Origin of the sequence: Neisseria sp. HMSC075C10 (genome assembly GCF_001815615.1) — a bacterium.
GTDB lineage: Bacteria > Pseudomonadota > Gammaproteobacteria > Burkholderiales > Neisseriaceae > Neisseria > Neisseria subflava_A.
Genome location: NZ_KV821248.1, coordinates 196,899 through 214,554, shown reverse-complemented (window position 1 = coordinate 214,554; position 17,656 = coordinate 196,899). Strand labels below are relative to the sequence as shown.

13 protein-coding genes are annotated in these 17,656 nt (G+C 50.2%); 11 read left to right on the top strand and 2 right to left on the bottom strand.

Features of this window, described 5'->3' with window-relative positions; translation table 11 throughout:
• Positions 1-57 precede the first annotated feature (57 nt).
• On the bottom strand, positions 58-1,200 hold the full coding sequence (locus tag HMPREF3047_RS03000) for an extracellular solute-binding protein (protein ID WP_070712153.1): 1,143 nt from the start codon (positions 1,198-1,200) through the stop codon (positions 58-60).
• Positions 1,201-1,508: 308 nt separating this feature from the next.
• Between HMPREF3047_RS03000 and rpsT the strand changes: the two genes are divergently transcribed.
• The 6 genes from rpsT (at position 1,509) to lpxH (ending at position 8,296) form a co-directional block, all read left to right on the top strand.
• Positions 1,509-1,772 (top strand): 30S ribosomal protein S20, encoded by a 264-nt coding sequence (gene rpsT / locus HMPREF3047_RS02995; RefSeq protein ID WP_002212556.1) that lies wholly within the window; start codon positions 1,509-1,511, stop codon positions 1,770-1,772.
• A gap of 169 nt (positions 1,773-1,941) precedes the next feature.
• The gene (locus tag HMPREF3047_RS02990) at positions 1,942-3,081 is read left to right on the top strand and encodes a phospholipase A (protein WP_070712152.1); all 1,140 of its coding nucleotides are present in this window, start codon (positions 1,942-1,944) and stop codon (positions 3,079-3,081) included.
• Positions 3,082-3,233: 152 nt separating this feature from the next.
• Positions 3,234-3,935, top strand: coding sequence for a DUF502 domain-containing protein (locus tag HMPREF3047_RS02985; protein WP_070712172.1), 702 nt, complete (start codon positions 3,234-3,236; stop codon positions 3,933-3,935).
• 63 nt (positions 3,936-3,998) lie between these two features.
• Entirely contained in the window at positions 3,999-5,807 is a 1,809-nt protein-coding gene (gene aspS / locus HMPREF3047_RS02980) for an aspartate--tRNA ligase (RefSeq protein WP_070712151.1), read from the top strand.
• Positions 5,808-6,046: 239 nt separating this feature from the next.
• Complete coding sequence (locus HMPREF3047_RS02975; RefSeq protein ID WP_070712150.1) at positions 6,047-7,432, top strand: PIG-L deacetylase family protein; 1,386 nt, start codon at positions 6,047-6,049, stop codon at positions 7,430-7,432.
• Positions 7,433-7,588: 156 nt separating this feature from the next.
• A complete protein-coding gene (gene lpxH, locus HMPREF3047_RS02970) occupies positions 7,589-8,296 on the top strand; it encodes a UDP-2,3-diacylglucosamine diphosphatase (RefSeq protein ID WP_070712149.1) in 708 nt (235 codons plus the stop codon).
• Positions 8,297-8,356: 60 nt separating this feature from the next.
• Here lpxH and serB read toward each other — a convergent pair whose 3' ends face one another.
• Positions 8,357-9,187, bottom strand: coding sequence for a phosphoserine phosphatase SerB (gene serB / locus HMPREF3047_RS02965; protein ID WP_070712148.1), 831 nt, complete (start codon positions 9,185-9,187; stop codon positions 8,357-8,359).
• A gap of 312 nt (positions 9,188-9,499) precedes the next feature.
• Here serB and HMPREF3047_RS02960 point away from each other — a divergent pair, with 312 nt between their 5' ends.
• From HMPREF3047_RS02960 to argC, 5 genes are all read left to right on the top strand, one after another.
• Positions 9,500-11,713 carry a TonB-dependent siderophore receptor gene (locus HMPREF3047_RS02960; protein WP_070712147.1) on the top strand — a complete coding sequence of 738 codons (2,214 nt, stop codon included), beginning with the start codon at positions 9,500-9,502 and terminating at the stop codon, positions 11,711-11,713.
• A gap of 427 nt (positions 11,714-12,140) precedes the next feature.
• Complete coding sequence (locus tag HMPREF3047_RS02955; RefSeq protein ID WP_070712146.1) at positions 12,141-14,348, top strand: TonB-dependent siderophore receptor; 2,208 nt, start codon at positions 12,141-12,143, stop codon at positions 14,346-14,348.
• Positions 14,349-14,479: 131 nt separating this feature from the next.
• A complete protein-coding gene (locus HMPREF3047_RS02950) occupies positions 14,480-16,183 on the top strand; it encodes an ABC transporter ATP-binding protein/permease (RefSeq protein WP_070712145.1) in 1,704 nt (567 codons plus the stop codon).
• Between the two features lie 150 nt (positions 16,184-16,333).
• The gene (locus HMPREF3047_RS11255; RefSeq protein WP_141752518.1) at positions 16,334-16,519 is read left to right on the top strand and encodes a hypothetical protein; all 186 of its coding nucleotides are present in this window, start codon (positions 16,334-16,336) and stop codon (positions 16,517-16,519) included.
• A gap of 47 nt (positions 16,520-16,566) precedes the next feature.
• The gene (argC, locus tag HMPREF3047_RS02945) at positions 16,567-17,613 is read left to right on the top strand and encodes an N-acetyl-gamma-glutamyl-phosphate reductase (RefSeq protein WP_070712144.1); all 1,047 of its coding nucleotides are present in this window, start codon (positions 16,567-16,569) and stop codon (positions 17,611-17,613) included.
• Positions 17,614-17,656 lie beyond the last annotated feature (43 nt).

The window sequence follows — 17,656 nt, the reverse complement described above, 5'->3', positions numbered from 1 at the left end:
AGGCCGTCTGAAAAATTTCAGACGGCCTTTGCTTTACTTCAAACAATCAGCTCACAATTAATTTGAACCGACTTTGATTTTTTGCCACAAATTGACAGACAATTTTTTCGCATCTGCGCTCATTTGAGGCATGACGAAACCGTCTTTCATGTCTTGCTCGTTCGGGAAAATAGAGCGAGTGTTCACCAGCTCGGCAGGCATTTTTTCGCGTGCAGGTTTGCTGGCCGGTGCGAAGGTTACGGCGATACCGTTTTTCGCAGCCACTTCGGGGTCAAGCGTGTAGTTGATGTATTTGTGGGCATTGGTGATGTTTTTCGCATCGGCCGGAATCAGCCAAGATTCAATCCAGAAGCCCATGCCTTTCGGCGTCAACACTTCGATGCCGACGTTGTTTTTCACTTCTTCAGAACGCGCTTTGGCCAAGTTCAAGTCGCCGCCGTTACCTGCCGCCAAGCAGATATCGCCGCGTGCCAATTCGTCAATGATGGAAGGGCTGAAACGTTTTACATCAGGACGGATAGACTTCAACACTTCCGCCGCCGCTTTCAAATCTTCAGGATTCGAGCCTTTAGGATCTTTACCCAAGTAGTTCAACAAGATTGGGAACATTTCGCTCGGTGTATCCCACAAAGCGATGCCGCAAGATTTCAGCTTGTTGGTGTATTCAGGTTTGAACAGCAAATCCCAGCCGTTTTCAGGCAATTTTCCGCCCAAAAGCTCCTTGCCCTTCGCCGTAATCGCAATCGTATTCACACCTGAGAAGTATGGAACGGCGTATTGATTGCCCGGGTCGGCAGTTTCCAACATCTTCAGCAATTCAGGGTCGATGTTTTTATAGTTCGGAATCAAGTCCTTATTGATTTTTTGGTATGCACCCGCCTCAATTTGGCGCGGCAGGAAGGCAATACCGGGCACAACCAAGTCATAGCCGGATTTGCCGGTCAGCATTTTGGCTTCCAGCGTTTCGTTGTTTTCATACAAATCGTAAGTCAGCTTCAAATTGTTGGCTTTTTTGAAGTCTTCGACTGTACTTTCGTCAACGTAGTTTGACCAGTTGTAGATATTCAAAGTATCGGTGGCGGCTGCTTCGGCATTGGCAGCAGGCGCGCTGCCTGCTTGAGGTTGCTCGGCTTTTTTCTCGCCACCGCCGCACGCGGCCAAAGACAATGCGGCCAATACGGCTAATACAGATTTTTTCATACGGGCAGATTCCTGATGAAAGAGTGGTTAATGTCAATAAATAAGAAACCCTGCACCCCATAAACACCCCGGCGCAGAGTTAGGCTATTGTAATGGAAACGTAAGCAAACGCAAAGCAATATCCATCTGATTTTTATTGAAATAAGGCAAAGCAACACCATCTTTTTACCAAAAGCGTTGCACCGGCTGTCGTTTTTGGGCAAAATACGGCTGATTTGCGCGCGTTTATAGAGAAAAAGCTTGCATACAAGGAAATCTGTCTTTAAAATTGCGCGTTTACAGAATTTATTTTTCAGGAGATATTCAATATGGCAAACAGCGCACAAGCCCGCAAACGTGCCCGCCAGTCGGTTAAACAACGCGCCCACAACGCCAGCCTGCGTACTGCATTCCGTACCGCTGTGAAAAAAGTGTTGAAAGCAGTTGAAGCCGGCGACAAAGCTGCTGCTCAAGCAGTTTACCAAGAATCCGTTAAAGTCATCGACCGCATCGCTGACAAAGGCGTATTCCACAAAAACAAAGCAGCCCGTCACAAAAGCCGTCTGTCTGCTAAAGTAAAAGCGTTGGCTTAATACTGACGCAGATGCCGGAAATCCTGACAATCAAAACAGGATGAATCGAGCTGATACGATGCCCCTGAGGTCCTGCCTTTCAGGGGCATTGCCGTATTCACAGCCTAAACCGACTAAATAAACCTATTTACCCTCTCATCAGGCCGTCTGAAAAATAACGGAAACTCTCATGAACAAGATGTTGAAACATTCCCTAAGTATCGGATTCATTGCCGCCGCCCCGCTGGCCGCCGCCGATTCCGCCCTACACTGCACCACCATTCAAGACAACGCCACCCGTTTGGCGTGTTACGACAACATCTACTCGGCGCAACTCCCCCCTCAATCCCCACTGCCGCAAGCGCAAACCGAAACGGCCAAAACACCGGTTGACCTCGAAAAAAGCGTGCGCAAGAGCATTGAGAAAAAAGAAGCAGCCATTGTATTCGACAATCCTACCCATCCGAATATTTCAGACGACGTATTAAGCGAAACTGCCGACAGCTACACGCCTCTAAGCCTGATGTACGATTTGGATAAAAACGACACACGCGGCCTGTTGAGCGTACGCGAGCATAATCCTATGTACCTCATGCCCGTTTGGTACAACAGCAGCCCCAACTACTACCCGGAATCCCCCAGCCGCGGTGTAACCACACAGGAAAAATTCAGCGAGCAAAAACGCCTCGAAACCAAAATGCAGGTTTCTTTCAAAAGCAAGATTGCCGAAGATTTATTCAAAACCCGTGCCGACGTATGGTTTGGCTATACCCAAAAATCCGACTGGCAAATCTTCAACCAAGGCCGCAAATCCGCCCCGTTCCGCAACACCGACTACGAACCCGAAATCTTCATTACCCAACCCGTTAAAGCAGACCTGCCTTTCGGCGGCAAACTGCGTATGGTTGGCGCAGGTTTTGTTCACCAGTCCAACGGTCAAAGCCGCCCTGAATCACGCTCATGGAACCGGGTTTACGCCATGGCCGGCATGGAATGGGGCAAGCTGACCGTCATCCCTAGGGTTTGGATGCGCGCCTTCGACCAAAAAGGAGACGATGACGACAATCCGGACATCAACAAATACATGGGTTACGGCGACTTGAAAGTCCAATACCGCCTCAATGACAAACAAAATGTTTATTCCGTCCTGCGCTACAATCCAAAAAGCGGACGCGGCGCCGTTGAAGCGGCCTATACTTTTCCCATCAAAGGCAAACTCAAAGGCGTTGTCCGCGGCTTCCACGGCTACGGCGAAAGCCTGATTGACTACAACCACAAACAAAACGGCATCGGCTTCGGCCTGATGTTCAACGACTGGGACGGCATCTAAATGACCCCATATTGTTTCAGACGGCCTTTGCAATCAAGGCGGCCGTCTGAAACAATAAAACAAAACAAGCCATTCGTTTAAAATACTCGTTTCCTAGCGTCCAAACGCGTATAATGCAAAGTTTGGGCAAAACTTGCCGGAATGAAACAAAGATGACAGAAGCCGCAGCCGAAAGCGGAAAAATCGCCAAGGCTTTAAAGAAATACCTGATTACAGGCGTGCTGGTTTGGTTGCCGATTGCCGTAACCATTTGGGCGATGACCTACATCATATCCGCCGCCGACAGACTGATCAGCCTATTGCCGGAAAGCTGGCAGCCCCAGCATTTCTGGGGGTTCAACATTCCCGGCTTGGGCATCGTCGCCGCCACAGTCGTCTTGTTCGTTACCGGCGTATTCGCCGCCAACGTATTGGGCAGGCGGATTCTCGGCGCATGGGACAGCCTTTTAGGACGCATTCCCGTCGTCAAATCCATCTACTCCAGCGTTAAAAAAGTTTCCGAATCCCTGCTCTCCGACAGCAGCCGCTCGTTCAAAACCCCCGTACTGGTTCCCTTTCCACAACCGGGCATTTGGACGATAGCCTTTGTTTCCGGCCATATTCCCGCCAAACTCAAAGGCAGCCTGCCGCAAGATGACGACTATATTTCTGTTTACGTCCCAACCACGCCCAACCCAACCGGCGGCTATTACATCATGGTAAAAAAAAGCGACGTTCGCGAGCTGGACATGAGTGTGGATCAGGCATTGAAATATGTAATTTCGCTGGGCATGGTAATGCCGGACGACTTACCGGTTAAAGCCCTACCCACCCAAAAGCCGTCTAAAGACGGTAATACCGAACATAACAATTAAGGTCTTCTTTTTTCAGACGGCCTTTCCTTCTTTTCAAATTGAACAATATAAAAAGGTGATTTTATGCGTACCAACTATTGCGGCCTTATCAGCGAGCAATACTTAGACCAAACCGTTACCGTCAAAGGCTGGGTACACCGCCGACGCGACCACGGCGGTGTGATTTTTATCGACCTGCGCGACCGCGAAGGCATCGTTCAAGTCGTGATTGACCCTGACACTCCGGAAGCATTTGCCGCTGCCGACTCTTCCCGCAACGAATATGTTTTGAGCATTACCGGCCGCGTACGCAACCGTCCTGAAGGTACGACCAACGACAAAATGATTTCCGGCAAAATCGAAATCCTCGCCAAAAAAATTGAAGTCTTGAACGCCGCCGCTACGCCGCCATTCCAAATCGACGATGAAAACATCAGCGAAAACGTTCGCCTGACCAACCGCGTTATCGACTTGCGCCGTCCTACCATGCAACGCAACCTGCGCCTGCGTTACCAAGTGGCCATGGGCGTTCGCCGCTACTTGGATGCGCAAGGCTTCATCGACATCGAAACCCCGATGCTGACCCGCTCCACTCCGGAAGGCGCGCGCGACTACCTCGTGCCGAGCCGCGTTCATCCGGGTGAATTCTTCGCTCTGCCGCAATCGCCGCAATTGTTCAAACAACTGCTGATGGTGGCCGGTTTCGACCGTTACTACCAAATCACCAAATGTTTCCGCGACGAAGATTTGCGTGCCGACCGTCAACCTGAATTTACCCAAATCGACTTGGAAACCTCGTTCTTGAACGAGGATGAAATCATGGACATCACCGAAGGCATGGCTAAACAAGTCTTCAAAGACGCATTGGGCGTGGATTTGGGTGACTTCCCACGCATGCCTTATTCTGAAGCCATGTTCTACTACGGCTCTGACAAACCGGACATGCGCATCAACTTGAAATTTACCGAGTTGACCGACCTGATGAAAACGGAAGAATTTAAAGTTTTCCGTGGCGCAGCCGACATGAAAGGCGGTCGCGTGGTCGCTCTGCGCGTACCGAACGGCGCGAAATTCAGCCGCAAAGAAATCGATGAATACACTAAATTTGTCGGCATCTACGGCGCGAAAGGTCTGGCATACATCAAAGTAAACGATGTCAGCAACCTTTCCAACGGCGAAGAAAGCGGCCTGCAATCTCCAATCGTGAAATTCCTGTCTGAAAACGCCCTGAAAGAAATCATCGAGCGTACCGGCGCACAAAACGGCGACATCATCTTCTTCGGCGCGGACAAAGCCAAAGTCGTGAACGAAGCCATCGGCGCATTGCGTATTAAAGTCGGCTTGGAACACGGCAAAGACAACGGCTACTTCGTAGACGAATGGAAACCTTTGTGGGTTGTCGATTTCCCAATGTTCGAATACGACGAAGAAGCCGACCGCTACGTTGCCGTACACCATCCGTTTACCGCGCCAAAAGAAGGTCATGAAGACCTGATGGTTTCCGACCCTGCAAACTGCCTGGCCCGTGCCTACGACATGGTATTGAACGGCTGGGAAATCGGCGGCGGCTCTATCCGTATCCACCGCGCAGACGTACAAGAGAAAGTGTTTGCCGCACTGAAAATCAGCCCTGAAGAGCAACAAGAGAAATTCGGTTTCCTCTTGGACAACCTGAAATTCGGTGCGCCTCCTCACGGCGGCCTTGCATTCGGTCTCGACCGTCTGGTTACCCTGATGACCGGTGCTGAATCTATCCGCGACGTGATTGCCTTCCCGAAAACACAACGTGCACAATGTCTGCTGACCAATGCACCTAATGTGGTCGACGACAAACAACTTCGCGAGTTGAGCCTGCGTCTGCGTCAGAAAACAGTTGAAACAAAAGAAGCATAATTTACCGGCTTAACCTTTAAAATATCAAGGCCGTCTGAAATTTTTGAAATTTCTTTCAAATCTTTCAGACGGCCTTTCTACATTTTGGTCGTTTATATATAATCAACCCACAAACTGTTTTATTTTAAATGTTTACTTCAATGACGTTAGAGTATTAAAAACAACCGTTTGTAAGAAAAACAAACAAATAGACTTCGCAAGCAATATCATAGCTGTTATAACAATAAAGGAACCTGACAATGTTTCTGATACTAATGGGGCTGATACTGATTTTTTTTGTTACGTTGTTTATTATTACTTCAATTATTCATAAAAAACAGTTCGCCTACGACACACACCAAGATTATAACTATCCCTCCCTTCCCTCTACCGCGCATGCTACCCTCAAGAGTGGCAGCCTGACTTTGCCTGCTACTATCAGCGGACAAGATACCGTTATTGCCAAAATCCGTATCAAATCCACTTGGGCAGGATTACTGATATTGCCTTTTGTTGAAACCATTTCATCTAAAGGCAAATGGAAGCAATATTTCGAATACGGCGCAAAAGGCGTGCGCTATATCAATCTGAGCGACACCTTTTCCGACAACGACAAAACCATCCGCTTTGAAGGCAAATACCTGTCCTTGCCAGATCAAGAAATCGAACTCTCTGTTTATCCGCGTGAAAACCTCGACGGCAAAAAAATCCTTGTCCTCGCGCCTCATGCTGACGATGCTGAACTCAGCGCATACGGTTTGTACGAAAAACACGCCGCTAATTCAATGATCTGCACTTTAACCGCCAGCGAAGGCGGCAGCTTCCACTATGGCAACCTTTACAGCACATACGACTTCGACACCCAGGCACAATATCTACAAAAAGGCCGGATGCGCGTTTGGAACAGCCTAGCCGTTCCCCTTTTGGCCGGCGTGCCGTCTGAAAACATCCTGCAGCTGGGCTACTTCGACAGCACATTGACCGCCATGCGCCAAAATCCGGAAAAAGAGATTAAATCGACCAAAATCGATACGACCGATGTCGATATTTTCCGCAGTGCCAATACCTCCCCATTGGCGAAACATCTCAAACCCGGCTCGACTTGGAACAGCTTGGTAGACAACCTTGGCTATCTGATAGAAACGTTCCAGCCGGATATTATCGTGACGCCGTCCCCAAATATTGATACGCATCCCGACCACCAACATACTGCGCTGGCCGCCATCGAAGCCCTGCGTAAAATCGATTACCGCCGCGGCAATCTGTTTTTGCACACCATACATTATCTGAGCGACGACTTCCCTATCGGCAAAGTAGGGTCTTCCCTCAGCCTGCCGCCGCCCTCCGAGCAACCGTTTTACTTCCAAAGCATTTATTCCCATCCTTTGGATAAAGAAGAGCAAAACCGCAAACTCCTCGCCCTTGATGCCATGAACGACATCCGTCCCAATTCAGACGGCTATATGCGTTGGAACACCATGATATTCAAAGGCTTAAACAAACTGAGACACCACGTCCTCCACCTTGACAAAGACTTGGTCAACCGCTTTGTCCGCAGCAACGAATTCTTCTATACCGTCCCCATCAGCGACTTGTACCAAGAAGAGACACTGAAACAAATCACCTATCAGGGCAAAGCCCAATAAACCACAAAGGCCGTCTGAAAAGATGTTTCAGACGGCCTTTATCACACCAAATCAAAACAATAAAATCACTGCATTACAAACGAAAAACACCAAGCACAAATCCAAACGCGACAACCCAAGTTATAATAAAACCCTTCCCATACGCCCCACATCATCATGCCGATTTACTTCATCGCCGATTTGCACCTGAGCGAATCCCATCCACAACTGACCGCTCTCTTCCAAAAATTTATCCAAGAAAAAGCCGTCCATGCCCAAGCCGTGTACATCCTCGGCGACCTTTTCGATTTTTGGATCGGCGATGACGAAAACAGCCCTTTGGTGCAAACCATCAAGCAAACCATCCGCGGCCTGACCGAGCGCGGCATTGCCTGCTATTTTATTCATGGCAACCGCGACTTCCTCATCGGCAAAACCTTCGCCCGCGCTACCGGCATGACCTTACTGCCTGAGTACGCCGTGATCGACCTATTCGGCATGCCCACCCTACTCTGTCACGGCGACACCCTCTGCACCGACGACCATTCTTATCAAAAATTCCGCCGTACCGTCCATCAAAAATGGCTGCAACGCCTGTTCCTTTTCCTGCCGCTCACACTCCGGCTGAACATCGCCACCAAAATCCGCAAGCAGAGCAAACAGGACAAACAACACAAAACCGCCGACATCATGGACGTTAATCCAACCTTTACCCACGAAACCATCCAACGCTTCCGCACGCCCCTGCTCATTCACGGCCATACCCACCGCGAAAACATCCACCTCAACGCCGATTACACCCGCATCGTACTTGGCGACTGGCGCGACAATTACGCCTCCATTCTCGAAGTCGATGCCGAAGGCTACCGTTTTATCGCCTTATAAAACATCAGGCCGTCTGAAAACCGGTTTCCCGATTGTTCAGACGGCCTGACCTCAAACAGTTTACGCAAACCAACCGCGTATCCGCTCCAAACCACCAAAGCGCACACACGCATCCGCATTCGCTTCAGTTTTCGGTTTCGCCCGATAAGCAATGCCGAATCCCGCTTCCCGTATCATCGGAATATCGTTCGCACCATCGCCCATCGCCACCACCTGCCACGAAGTCAAACCCAGACGCTCACGGTATTCGCGCAACAAATCCGCCTTAGCCTGCGCATCTATAATCCGCCCTTTCAGACGGCCTGTCAGCTTGCCGTTTTCCACTTCCAACACATTCGCAAAATGGAAATCCAAGCCCAAACGCCGTTGCAGGCGTTCCGTAAAGAACGTAAACCCGCCCGACACCAGCATAAACTTCACATCATTCCGTTTACACGCTTCCAACAAAAATTCCGCGCCCGGCGACAGCTGCAACACATTCTCGTACACCTCTTCCAACACGCGCTCGTCCAAACCGGACAGCAAGGCCACACGCTTGCGCAAAGACTGCTCAAAGTCCAGCTCACCGCGCATCGACTGCTCCGTAATCTTGGCCACCTCATCCTTCAGCCCGACACCGGCCGCAATCTCATCCACGCACTCAATCGTAATCAGCGTCGAATCCATATCGCTGACAATCAGTCCCAAATCGGCAAAAGCCACATCCGGCAACACCGCGCCATCTATCTGCTGCGCAATCAACGCCGCACGCATCCCGTCCGTCAGTTCAAAATCATCCGAAACCGGCACACGCAACACCGACTTCCCTGATGGCGCAGACACCAAACCGCCAAACGCCGACCAGTCACACGCGCCCAAATCCCCATGTTGCAACACCAAAACTTTCTTCATCTCTTTCTCCTCATGCCCCAAAACCTTTGCAAACAAATCCGGTACACATTCAGCTTAAAACAACGCAAACCGTATTTTTGCAAAGGTCTTAAAAAAACCAAAACAGCATTATAGCCGAACCACCCCGAAAATTTTCAGACGGCCTGTCGCTTGATTCCCTTAGCTAGTTTAATTTCAAAAACACCTTCAAAAACCATAAAAACAACATAAATCCACTAAAAACTCTCAAAATCTTGTTCTTAAATTACAAAACAACAAAATTATCGTAAAATATAATTATTATTATTTTATTTTAATTATAGAAAGACGTTCATGAACGCCCCAACCCTCAAAACATTAACACTCATTATTGCCACCCTGCCTTATGCAGCCTTAGCAGAAAACACGGCAACACCCCGGCCCGAACAAACTGCCGAGCTGCAAACCGTCAACGTAACCGGCAAAAACCGTTCCACCCGCACCGAAAACCGCGACTCCTACACAACTTCAGCCATGCGTACCACCACCGGCCTTGCCTTGTCCCCGAAAGAAACGCCGCAGTCGGTGAGCGTGATTACCAAGACACAAATCAATGAGCAGGGGATTACCAACTTGGTTGATGCCCTGAAAACCACTACCGGTGTCAACGTCATCCGTGATGCCGGCATTCCGCGCTTCCAATCGCGCGGGTTCTATATCGACCAAATCGAAGAGGACGGAATCTCATCTACTGTCCCCGGCGCCATCAACAATCCGATGTATGACGCGCAAAGCATGAACGACATCGCCGTTTACGACCATATCGAAGTCGTGCGCGGTGCGACCGGGCTGACGCAGGCAAACGGCGAGCCGGGCGGTACGGTGAACGCCGTACGCAAACGCCCCACCGGCGAACGCATTATTCAGAGTGAAGCCCAAATCGACCGCTTCGGTAAAGTCCGCACCACGGGGGACTTTTCAGGTCTTCTGAACGATGAAAGCACTTTGCGCGGCCGCGCCGTCGTCGCATTGGAACGCGACAAAAATTTCAAAGACCGCGTCAAAGGCGGCAATGCCACGCTTTACGGCGTGATGGACGCATCCGTCGGCGACAACACCAAAATCACTTGGGGCGGCCTCTATCAACGCAAACACACCAAGCCCGACGACTGGGGCGTGGCATTGAACCTGCCGCGCGATACCTATTTGGGCTACAACTGGAACAAAGGCATTTACGACAAAGCGAACGCATTCGCCGAAGTAGAACACTATTTCAACGACAACTGGCGTTATACCGGCAAGCTGGATTACAACTACAACGAAAATATCAAGAAAAACAGCGGCATTTACAATACGTCCACGTCCTACGCAGGCTACACGCCCGGCGGCGCATTAGCCTCTGGCTGGTTGAGCCGTTACGACAATGATGAAAAACAACTGACTTTCAAAAATAATTTGAACGGCAAATTTGAAATTATAGGCGTGCCGCAGGAAATCTTTACCGAATACACTTACACGCACACCAAAAACAACGGCAGCCGCCGTCAATACAACCCGGGCGTTTCCTTCGACCCGATGACCTTTACCGGTAACGAAATCGCCGAACCCGCCGACTGGTACGCCACACCTTATCAGATGTATTGGGAAACCCATTCCAAACGCACCACCCACGCGCTGCTTTTGGGCTTCCGTTTCAATATGTTGAAAGAAAAACTGCACATCATGGCAGGTACGCGCTGGAACCACATCAAATCGAAATATATAACCGACTATTTCTACACGGGCGGCAAGATAGACAACGATCCTGATTCGGTTACCGACCGCAAAACCGTCCGTTTCAATCCCTATTTCGCCGTTACCTACGATTTGACGCCGAACCAAAGCCTGTATGCCAGCTACACATCCATCTTCAAACCGAACAGCAATCAGCGCAAAGACAAATCCTATCTCGACCCAGTTACCGGCGCGAACTACGAAATCGGCTGGAAGGGCGAATGGTTTAACCGCAAGCTAAATACCTCGCTTGCTCTGTTTGACATTGAACAGAAAAACCGCGCGGTGCAGGTTTGGGATACGGCAGACCAAAAATGGTATTGGGAACCCGTCGGCAAAGTCCGCAGCCGCGGCATCGAAGCCGAAATATCCGGCAACCTGAGCGAAGATTGGAAACTGTTTGCGGGTTATACGTTCAACCAGTCCAAATATCTTGAAGCGGAAAGCAAAGGCACCGTCCCCGCAGGCACCAATTTCAGCCTGCACACGCCCAAACACATGCTGCGCCTCCACACCAGCTACAACCTGCCTTTTGACGGCAAAAAATGGACCATCGGCGGCGGCGTAACCGCACAAAGCAAAACCGCCAGCCTCTACGGCGTGAAGCGCGGCGGGCATGCGGTATTCAATGCCAACATTGATTATCAGGCATCGAAAAATCTGAAACTTGCACTGATTTCGACCAACCTGTTCAACCGTTACTACTACGAGAACAACAAAGTCAGCAGCAAAGGCGCGAACAACTACTATGGCCAACCGCGCAACGTCATGTTCAAAGTCGATTACAAGTTCTAATCTCACTTGATTCAAAGGCCGTCTGAAACCGATTCTTTCCGTTTTCAGACGGCCTTTTCCAATCAAACTCTTTTAACCTTGATATAAAGCAAACAGTCTAAAAAATTTTCTCAACCGAAAAAAATTCCTGTTGATTTTTTTCACCGTTTCGATATAGTTATTTATGGCTAGTTTGATACTACCCTTTGTATCTAGCTTTCATTGCATTACCACCTCCATTCGTTGCCAACGGCTCCCTTTCCGGCGGCAACCTTTTTTTGACCCGATGGTTTGGCAAAATCGAAATTGAATCAAATAAAATGATTCGGAGATTTAAATTTAATTTTTAAAACAAAACGGATTATAAAAAATAACTGCTCAATTTAAACAGATATTGCCGCCAATATTTAAAAACAAATAGATCTTTCTTTATCAAGGACCTCATCAAATGCATCATTCTGAGAAACTATTCAAACTGAGCACACTTGCTCTCTGCCTTGCCGCATTGCCCCAAGCCGCACAAGCTGCCGAAGAGGTACAACAGGCTGAAGTGGAACAAGTTACCGTAGTGGGTAAAAACAAAAGCCTGCGCACTGAAAGTCAAAACAGCTACACCGTATCCGCCCTGCGCTCAACCACAGGGCTGGTGCTCTCTCCGCGGGAAATTCCCCAATCCGTCAGCGTCATTACTAAAAAACAAATTGAAGACCAAGGCATCACCGACTTAGAAGGTGCGTTGCAAAACGCTACCGGCATCAATGTTTTCAAAAGCGGCGGACGTACGCATTTCATGTCGCGCGGCTATTTTATCGAACAGTTTGAAGAAGATGGTATTGCCACTCAACTCGGCTCACCCGGCGGATTCGGCTTAGGCGGCCCGGCCGGCGACCCGACCAGTGCAACCGATATGGCAATGTACGACCACATTGAAGTAGTGCGCGGTGCGGCAGGTTTGACACAGGCAAACAACGAACCCGGCGGCACGGTAAACGCCGTCCGTAAAAAACCAACTGCAAAACGCCAGCTTTCCGCTGATTTGATGGCAAACTCATGGGGCAAAGTAAACAGCGTCTTTGATGCATCCGGTACCTTAAGCCAAGAGCACGGCCTGCGCGGACGCTTTGTCGGCTCGGTAGGCAGCAACAAAACCTTCAAAGACCAATCCGGCGGACGCGACATCCTTCTGTATGGCGTGATGGACAAAGACATCGGCGACAACAGCAAACTTACCTGGGGCGCAAGCTATCTCAACCAAACTGAAACACCTGATCCTGACGGCCTGCCTATGCGTGCAGACGGCAAAGAGTGGAAACGCAGCCGCTATCTAGGTGCGGATTGGAACGAAGCTCGCCTGAAAAAATACAATCTTTTTGCCGAGTTTGAACATTATTTCAACAACAACTGGAAACTGAGCAGCAAGTTGGACTGGCGTAAAAACACCAGTTCAAAAGAATATTACACGCTGGGCGGCACAGGTAACGGTATCGGTACAGACGGCCTGGGAACCACATACAGCTTCGACCGTTACGATGCAGGCAACCGCCAGTTCACTTTCCAAAACAACCTGACCGGCCGCATCTTCGCTTTCGGCCAAAATCACGACCTCTTCTTCATGCACAGTTATTCCAAAGAGAACGTGAATTCAAGCAACCGCTGGCTCAACGACAGCAGCAACTATGACGCAGATGCCTTTAACGGCAGCGAGAAAGCCAAACCCGATTGGGATTCTGCCACAGCCAAAGCCCGTGGCGGCGACGGCCGTTATACTACCCATGCCTTCGGTTTGGGCGCGCGCATCAATCCTACCGACAAACTACACATCATCGCAGGCGGACGCTACACCAGCTGGAAACGCGACTACTATTGGGATCGCGACCTCAAAGACGGGGCAGCAGGTTCATCAGACTCGCTCAAACGCAACCGCTTCGTTCCTTATGCCGGCATCACTTACGACATCACGCCTAAACAAAGTATTTACGCCGCCTATACGTCCATCTTCAAACAAACGATGAACCGCGACTACAACGACAACCTACTGCCGCCGATTATGGGTCGCAACTACGAACTCGGTTGGAAAGGCGAATGGAACGAAGGCCGTCTGAATACTTCCGTCGCCCTCTACCGCACCGACAAAGACAACAACAACCAACGCGTTAATGCGAAACCGCACGCCTACTGGGAACCGCTCAACCAAAGCAGCCGCGGCTTGGATGCCGAAATCTCCGGCAGCCTGACCGACCGTTGGCAAGTTTACGCAGGCTACACCTTCAACCGCAGCACCAACCGCAGCAGCGTTACCGGCAATGTTGAATCGCGCCGAAAAGGCTACAACTTCAGCAGCCATACGCCGAAGCATATGTTCCGCCTCTACACCAGCTATGTCCTGCCGGTGGATGACGGCAAATGGACGGTCGGTCTTGGCTTGAAGAGCAGCAGCAAAACCTCCAATTCCTACGGCTCCATCAAGCAAGGCGGCTACACCATTTGGAATACCAACGTCCAATACCGTCCGAGCAAAAACCTGCAACTGGGACTGGCAATCAACAACCTGACCGACAAACGCTACTACGAAAACCAATACAGCCGTGCCGCCAACAGCGGCAACTTCTACGGCGAACCGCGCAATGCCGTGTTCAGCCTGAAGTGGAAGATGTAAGTAGCGACAAACCGAGAGTGGATTACCCCCACTCTTCAAAAGCATATAAAAACCAACTATTGCTGATAAAAAGGCCGTCTGAAAGTACAATTTCACTTTCAGACGGCCATTCGCATGCATTCACAAGCATTATGAAAACACTCAAAAAATTCTTTTACCTTGCCCGCCCTTTTTGGTCAGGGGCACACGGTCACCTCCAATGGCTGATGCTCACCGTTTTGATAGGGTTCACCCTATTCTCTATTACCATCAGCGTTTGGATTGCCGCATGGGACAAACGCTTCTACGACGCACTGGCTGCATTTGACGGCGCATCCATGCCTTCGCTCATTGTCGAATACCTCGGCTATATGGCGATGGTTATCGGCTGTATCGTTTGTGCCGACTGGCTGCAAAAACGCCTCATCTTCCGTTGGCGCACCCATCTGACCGAGCAATTTCAAAAAAACTGGCTCGAAGGCCACAAACACTACCGTCTGCGCCTGACAGGCGAACCGGACAACCCCGACCAACGTATCGCCGAAGACATTTACCTGCTTGCCGACAAAAGCATCGGCCTCTTTCGCTCCTTCATCAATAATATTGCCAAATTCAGCGCGTTTGTCACCGTACTGTGGACGCTCTCCGGCGTACAGACTTTCAACATCGGCGGATACAGCATTACCGTTTACGGCTACCTTGTTTGGGTTGCACTGATTTATTCCATCTTCAGCACCGTCATCGCCCATCTTGTCGGCCGCAAACTAAAAAACCTCAATATCGACCGCCAGCATCGCGAAGCTGACTACCGCGCAGCCCTTTTACGTGTACGCGACCATGCCGAACAAATCGCCTTCTACAACGGCGGCGAAGCGGAAACAGGCCGTCTGAAACAACGTTACCTCCGCATCCGCGACAACTGGCGGCGGCTCACCAACTGCGAATTCCGCCAAGAAACCTTCTGGGCAACCTATGTCCGCATCAGCATCTTCATCCCCATCCTCGCCACCCTGCCCATGTACCTCGCCAAAACCATGACCTTCGGCGACATGATGCAGACGCGCACATCGTTTGCCCGCGTTCAAGACAGTTTCGGCTGGTTTACCGATGCATACCGCCGCCTGATTGAATGGGCGGCAGTCATCGAACGGCTTTCCGGTTTTCAGACGGCCTTGGAACAAGCAGAACAAAAAAGCCCCTCCCTTCAGTCACACCAAACAGATTTGCCGCATCATAGCGGCAAGGTCGTCTTGCAAAACCTTACCGTCTACACCCAAACCGGCAGCCCCCTGCTTACTGATATTCACCTCCAAGCCCGTTCTCCGGAATGGGTATTGCTTGAAGGTCGAAGCGGCATCGGCAAATCCACGCTGCTTCGCGTGCTTGCCGGTTTATGGCCGTATTATCACGGCAGTTTTTCCCTTGAAGGCAGCCGCCTGTTCTTCCCGCAACGCCCTTACCTGCCTACCGATACCCTGCGTCAAACCGTCAGCTACCCTTACTCAGCCTGCCAAGACGACCATTTGATTCAAACCGTTTTGAAACAAGTCGGCCTAAACAGCCCCACGGGTAGACTGCACACGTTGATGAACGATTTGGACACTTCATACGAATGGCACGGCATTCTCTCCGGCGGCGAACAACAACGCCTCAGCCTTGCACGCGCACTGCTGCACAAACCGCAAATCCTGTTCCTAGATGAAGCCACCAACCAGCTTGATGACGAATCCGCCCTGATGTTGATGCAGACCCTCAAGCAACATTTGCCCAATACTTTGGTCATCGGCATCAGCCACCAACCCAAAATTCAAGCCCTGTTTGATAGCTCTCTGAATTTGAATGAAAAAATTATTTAAATGTTAAAATGTGCAAAACGCTTGCTTTCAATCCTAACAAGAGATATAGTACTAAGTAACTAGTTCTTATTAATGAGAGCTACTCCTTGGATACTTGCCTCCGGTTCTCCAACCCGGGGGCATTTTTTTGCGTTTTTATTTTGTGTTTGTATGGATAGGATAAAGACGAAACACCCACCACAAATCAACAGACAAATCGAACCGCAAACTGCGTTTTTCAAACGCTCAGGCCGTCTGAAACCCGCTCTCGAATATTATTCATGCTATATTTCAGACGGCCTGTTTAACCGTCCCTTGCAAAGCTTGGCACAAGCATCGCTGACCGACTGCAATTAATTACTATATAATCAAACGCATTGTCATCCCTACAAAGGAGCCACACCATGACCACAAAAATTAAAATTGGTATCGTTGGTGCAACCGGTTACACAGGCGTCGAATTGTTGCGCCTGCTCAGCAGCCACCCCAACGCAGAAGTCACTGCCGTCACCAGCCGAAGCGAAGCCGGTATTGCGGTTGCCGACTACTTCCCCAGCCTGCGCGGCATTTACGACCTTGCATTCCAAACGCCCGAAGAGGCCGGGCTTGACCTCTGCGACCTCGTATTCTTCGCTACGCCCAACGGCGTAGCCATGAAAGAAGCACCGGCCCTTGTGGAAAAAGGCGTACGCGTGATTGACCTATCTGCCGACTTCCGCATCCGCGACATCCCCACATGGGAACAATGGTACAAAATGACCCATGCAGCGCCGCAACTCGTTTCCCAAGCAGTGTACGGTTTGTGCGAACTTTACAAAGACGACATCGCCAAAGCCATGCTGGTGGCCAATCCGGGTTGCTACCCTACCTGCGTTTCTCTGCCCTTATTGCCGCTGCTTCAGGCTGGTCGTCTGAAAGCCAACGCGCCGCTGATTGCCGACTGTAAATCCGGTGTTTCTGGTGCAGGCCGCAAAGCCAGTACCCACGCCCTATTGTGTGAAGCAGGTGAAAACTTCAAAGCCTACGGAGTCAGCGGCCACCGCCATTTGCCTGAAATCCAACAAACCCTGTCCAGACTGCAAGACCATGTTTCAGACGGCCTGATTTTCGTGCCACACCTTGTTCCGATGATACGCGGTATGCATGCCACTCTGTATCTGCACCTGCAAGAACATACCGATCCTGAAGCCTTGCTGCACGAATACTACCGCGACAGTCCTTTTGTTGATATTTTGCCTTCAGGTTCGACACCTGAAACCCGCAGCGTGCGCGGCGCCAACCTTTGCCGTATCAGCGTTCAAAGAGCGCCCAATCAAGACGATGTGTGGATTGTTCTTTCCGTCATCGACAACTTGGTTAAAGGCGCAGCCGGTCAAGCCGTGCAGAATATGAACATTATGTTCGGCCTGCCCGAAACCACCGGCCTGACTAATGCACCATTAATGCCTTAATATCATTCTTATTAAAAATACAAGGCCGTCTGAAACAATGGTT

Excerpts from the sequence above, each read along its gene's own strand:
- argC (WP_070712144.1), top strand. The coding sequence starts at position 16,567 with ATGACCACAAAAATTAAAATTGGTATCGTTGGTGCAACCGGTTACACA.
- HMPREF3047_RS02960 (WP_070712147.1), top strand. The coding sequence starts at position 9,500 with ATGAACGCCCCAACCCTCAAAACATTAACACTCATTATTGCCACCCTG.
- lpxH (WP_070712149.1), top strand. The coding sequence starts at position 7,589 with ATGCCGATTTACTTCATCGCCGATTTGCACCTGAGCGAATCCCATCCA.
- HMPREF3047_RS02975 (WP_070712150.1), top strand. The coding sequence starts at position 6,047 with ATGTTTCTGATACTAATGGGGCTGATACTGATTTTTTTTGTTACGTTG.
- HMPREF3047_RS11255 (WP_141752518.1), top strand. The coding sequence starts at position 16,334 with ATGGATAGGATAAAGACGAAACACCCACCACAAATCAACAGACAAATC.
- rpsT (WP_002212556.1), top strand. The coding sequence starts at position 1,509 with ATGGCAAACAGCGCACAAGCCCGCAAACGTGCCCGCCAGTCGGTTAAA.
- HMPREF3047_RS02955 (WP_070712146.1), top strand. The coding sequence starts at position 12,141 with ATGCATCATTCTGAGAAACTATTCAAACTGAGCACACTTGCTCTCTGC.
- HMPREF3047_RS02990 (WP_070712152.1), top strand. The coding sequence starts at position 1,942 with ATGAACAAGATGTTGAAACATTCCCTAAGTATCGGATTCATTGCCGCC.
- serB (WP_070712148.1), bottom strand. The coding sequence starts at position 9,187 with ATGAAGAAAGTTTTGGTGTTGCAACATGGGGATTTGGGCGCGTGTGAC.
- aspS (WP_070712151.1), top strand. The coding sequence starts at position 3,999 with ATGCGTACCAACTATTGCGGCCTTATCAGCGAGCAATACTTAGACCAA.
- HMPREF3047_RS03000 (WP_070712153.1), bottom strand. The coding sequence starts at position 1,200 with ATGAAAAAATCTGTATTAGCCGTATTGGCCGCATTGTCTTTGGCCGCG.
- HMPREF3047_RS02985 (WP_070712172.1), top strand. The coding sequence starts at position 3,234 with ATGACAGAAGCCGCAGCCGAAAGCGGAAAAATCGCCAAGGCTTTAAAG.
- HMPREF3047_RS02950 (WP_070712145.1), top strand. The coding sequence starts at position 14,480 with ATGAAAACACTCAAAAAATTCTTTTACCTTGCCCGCCCTTTTTGGTCA.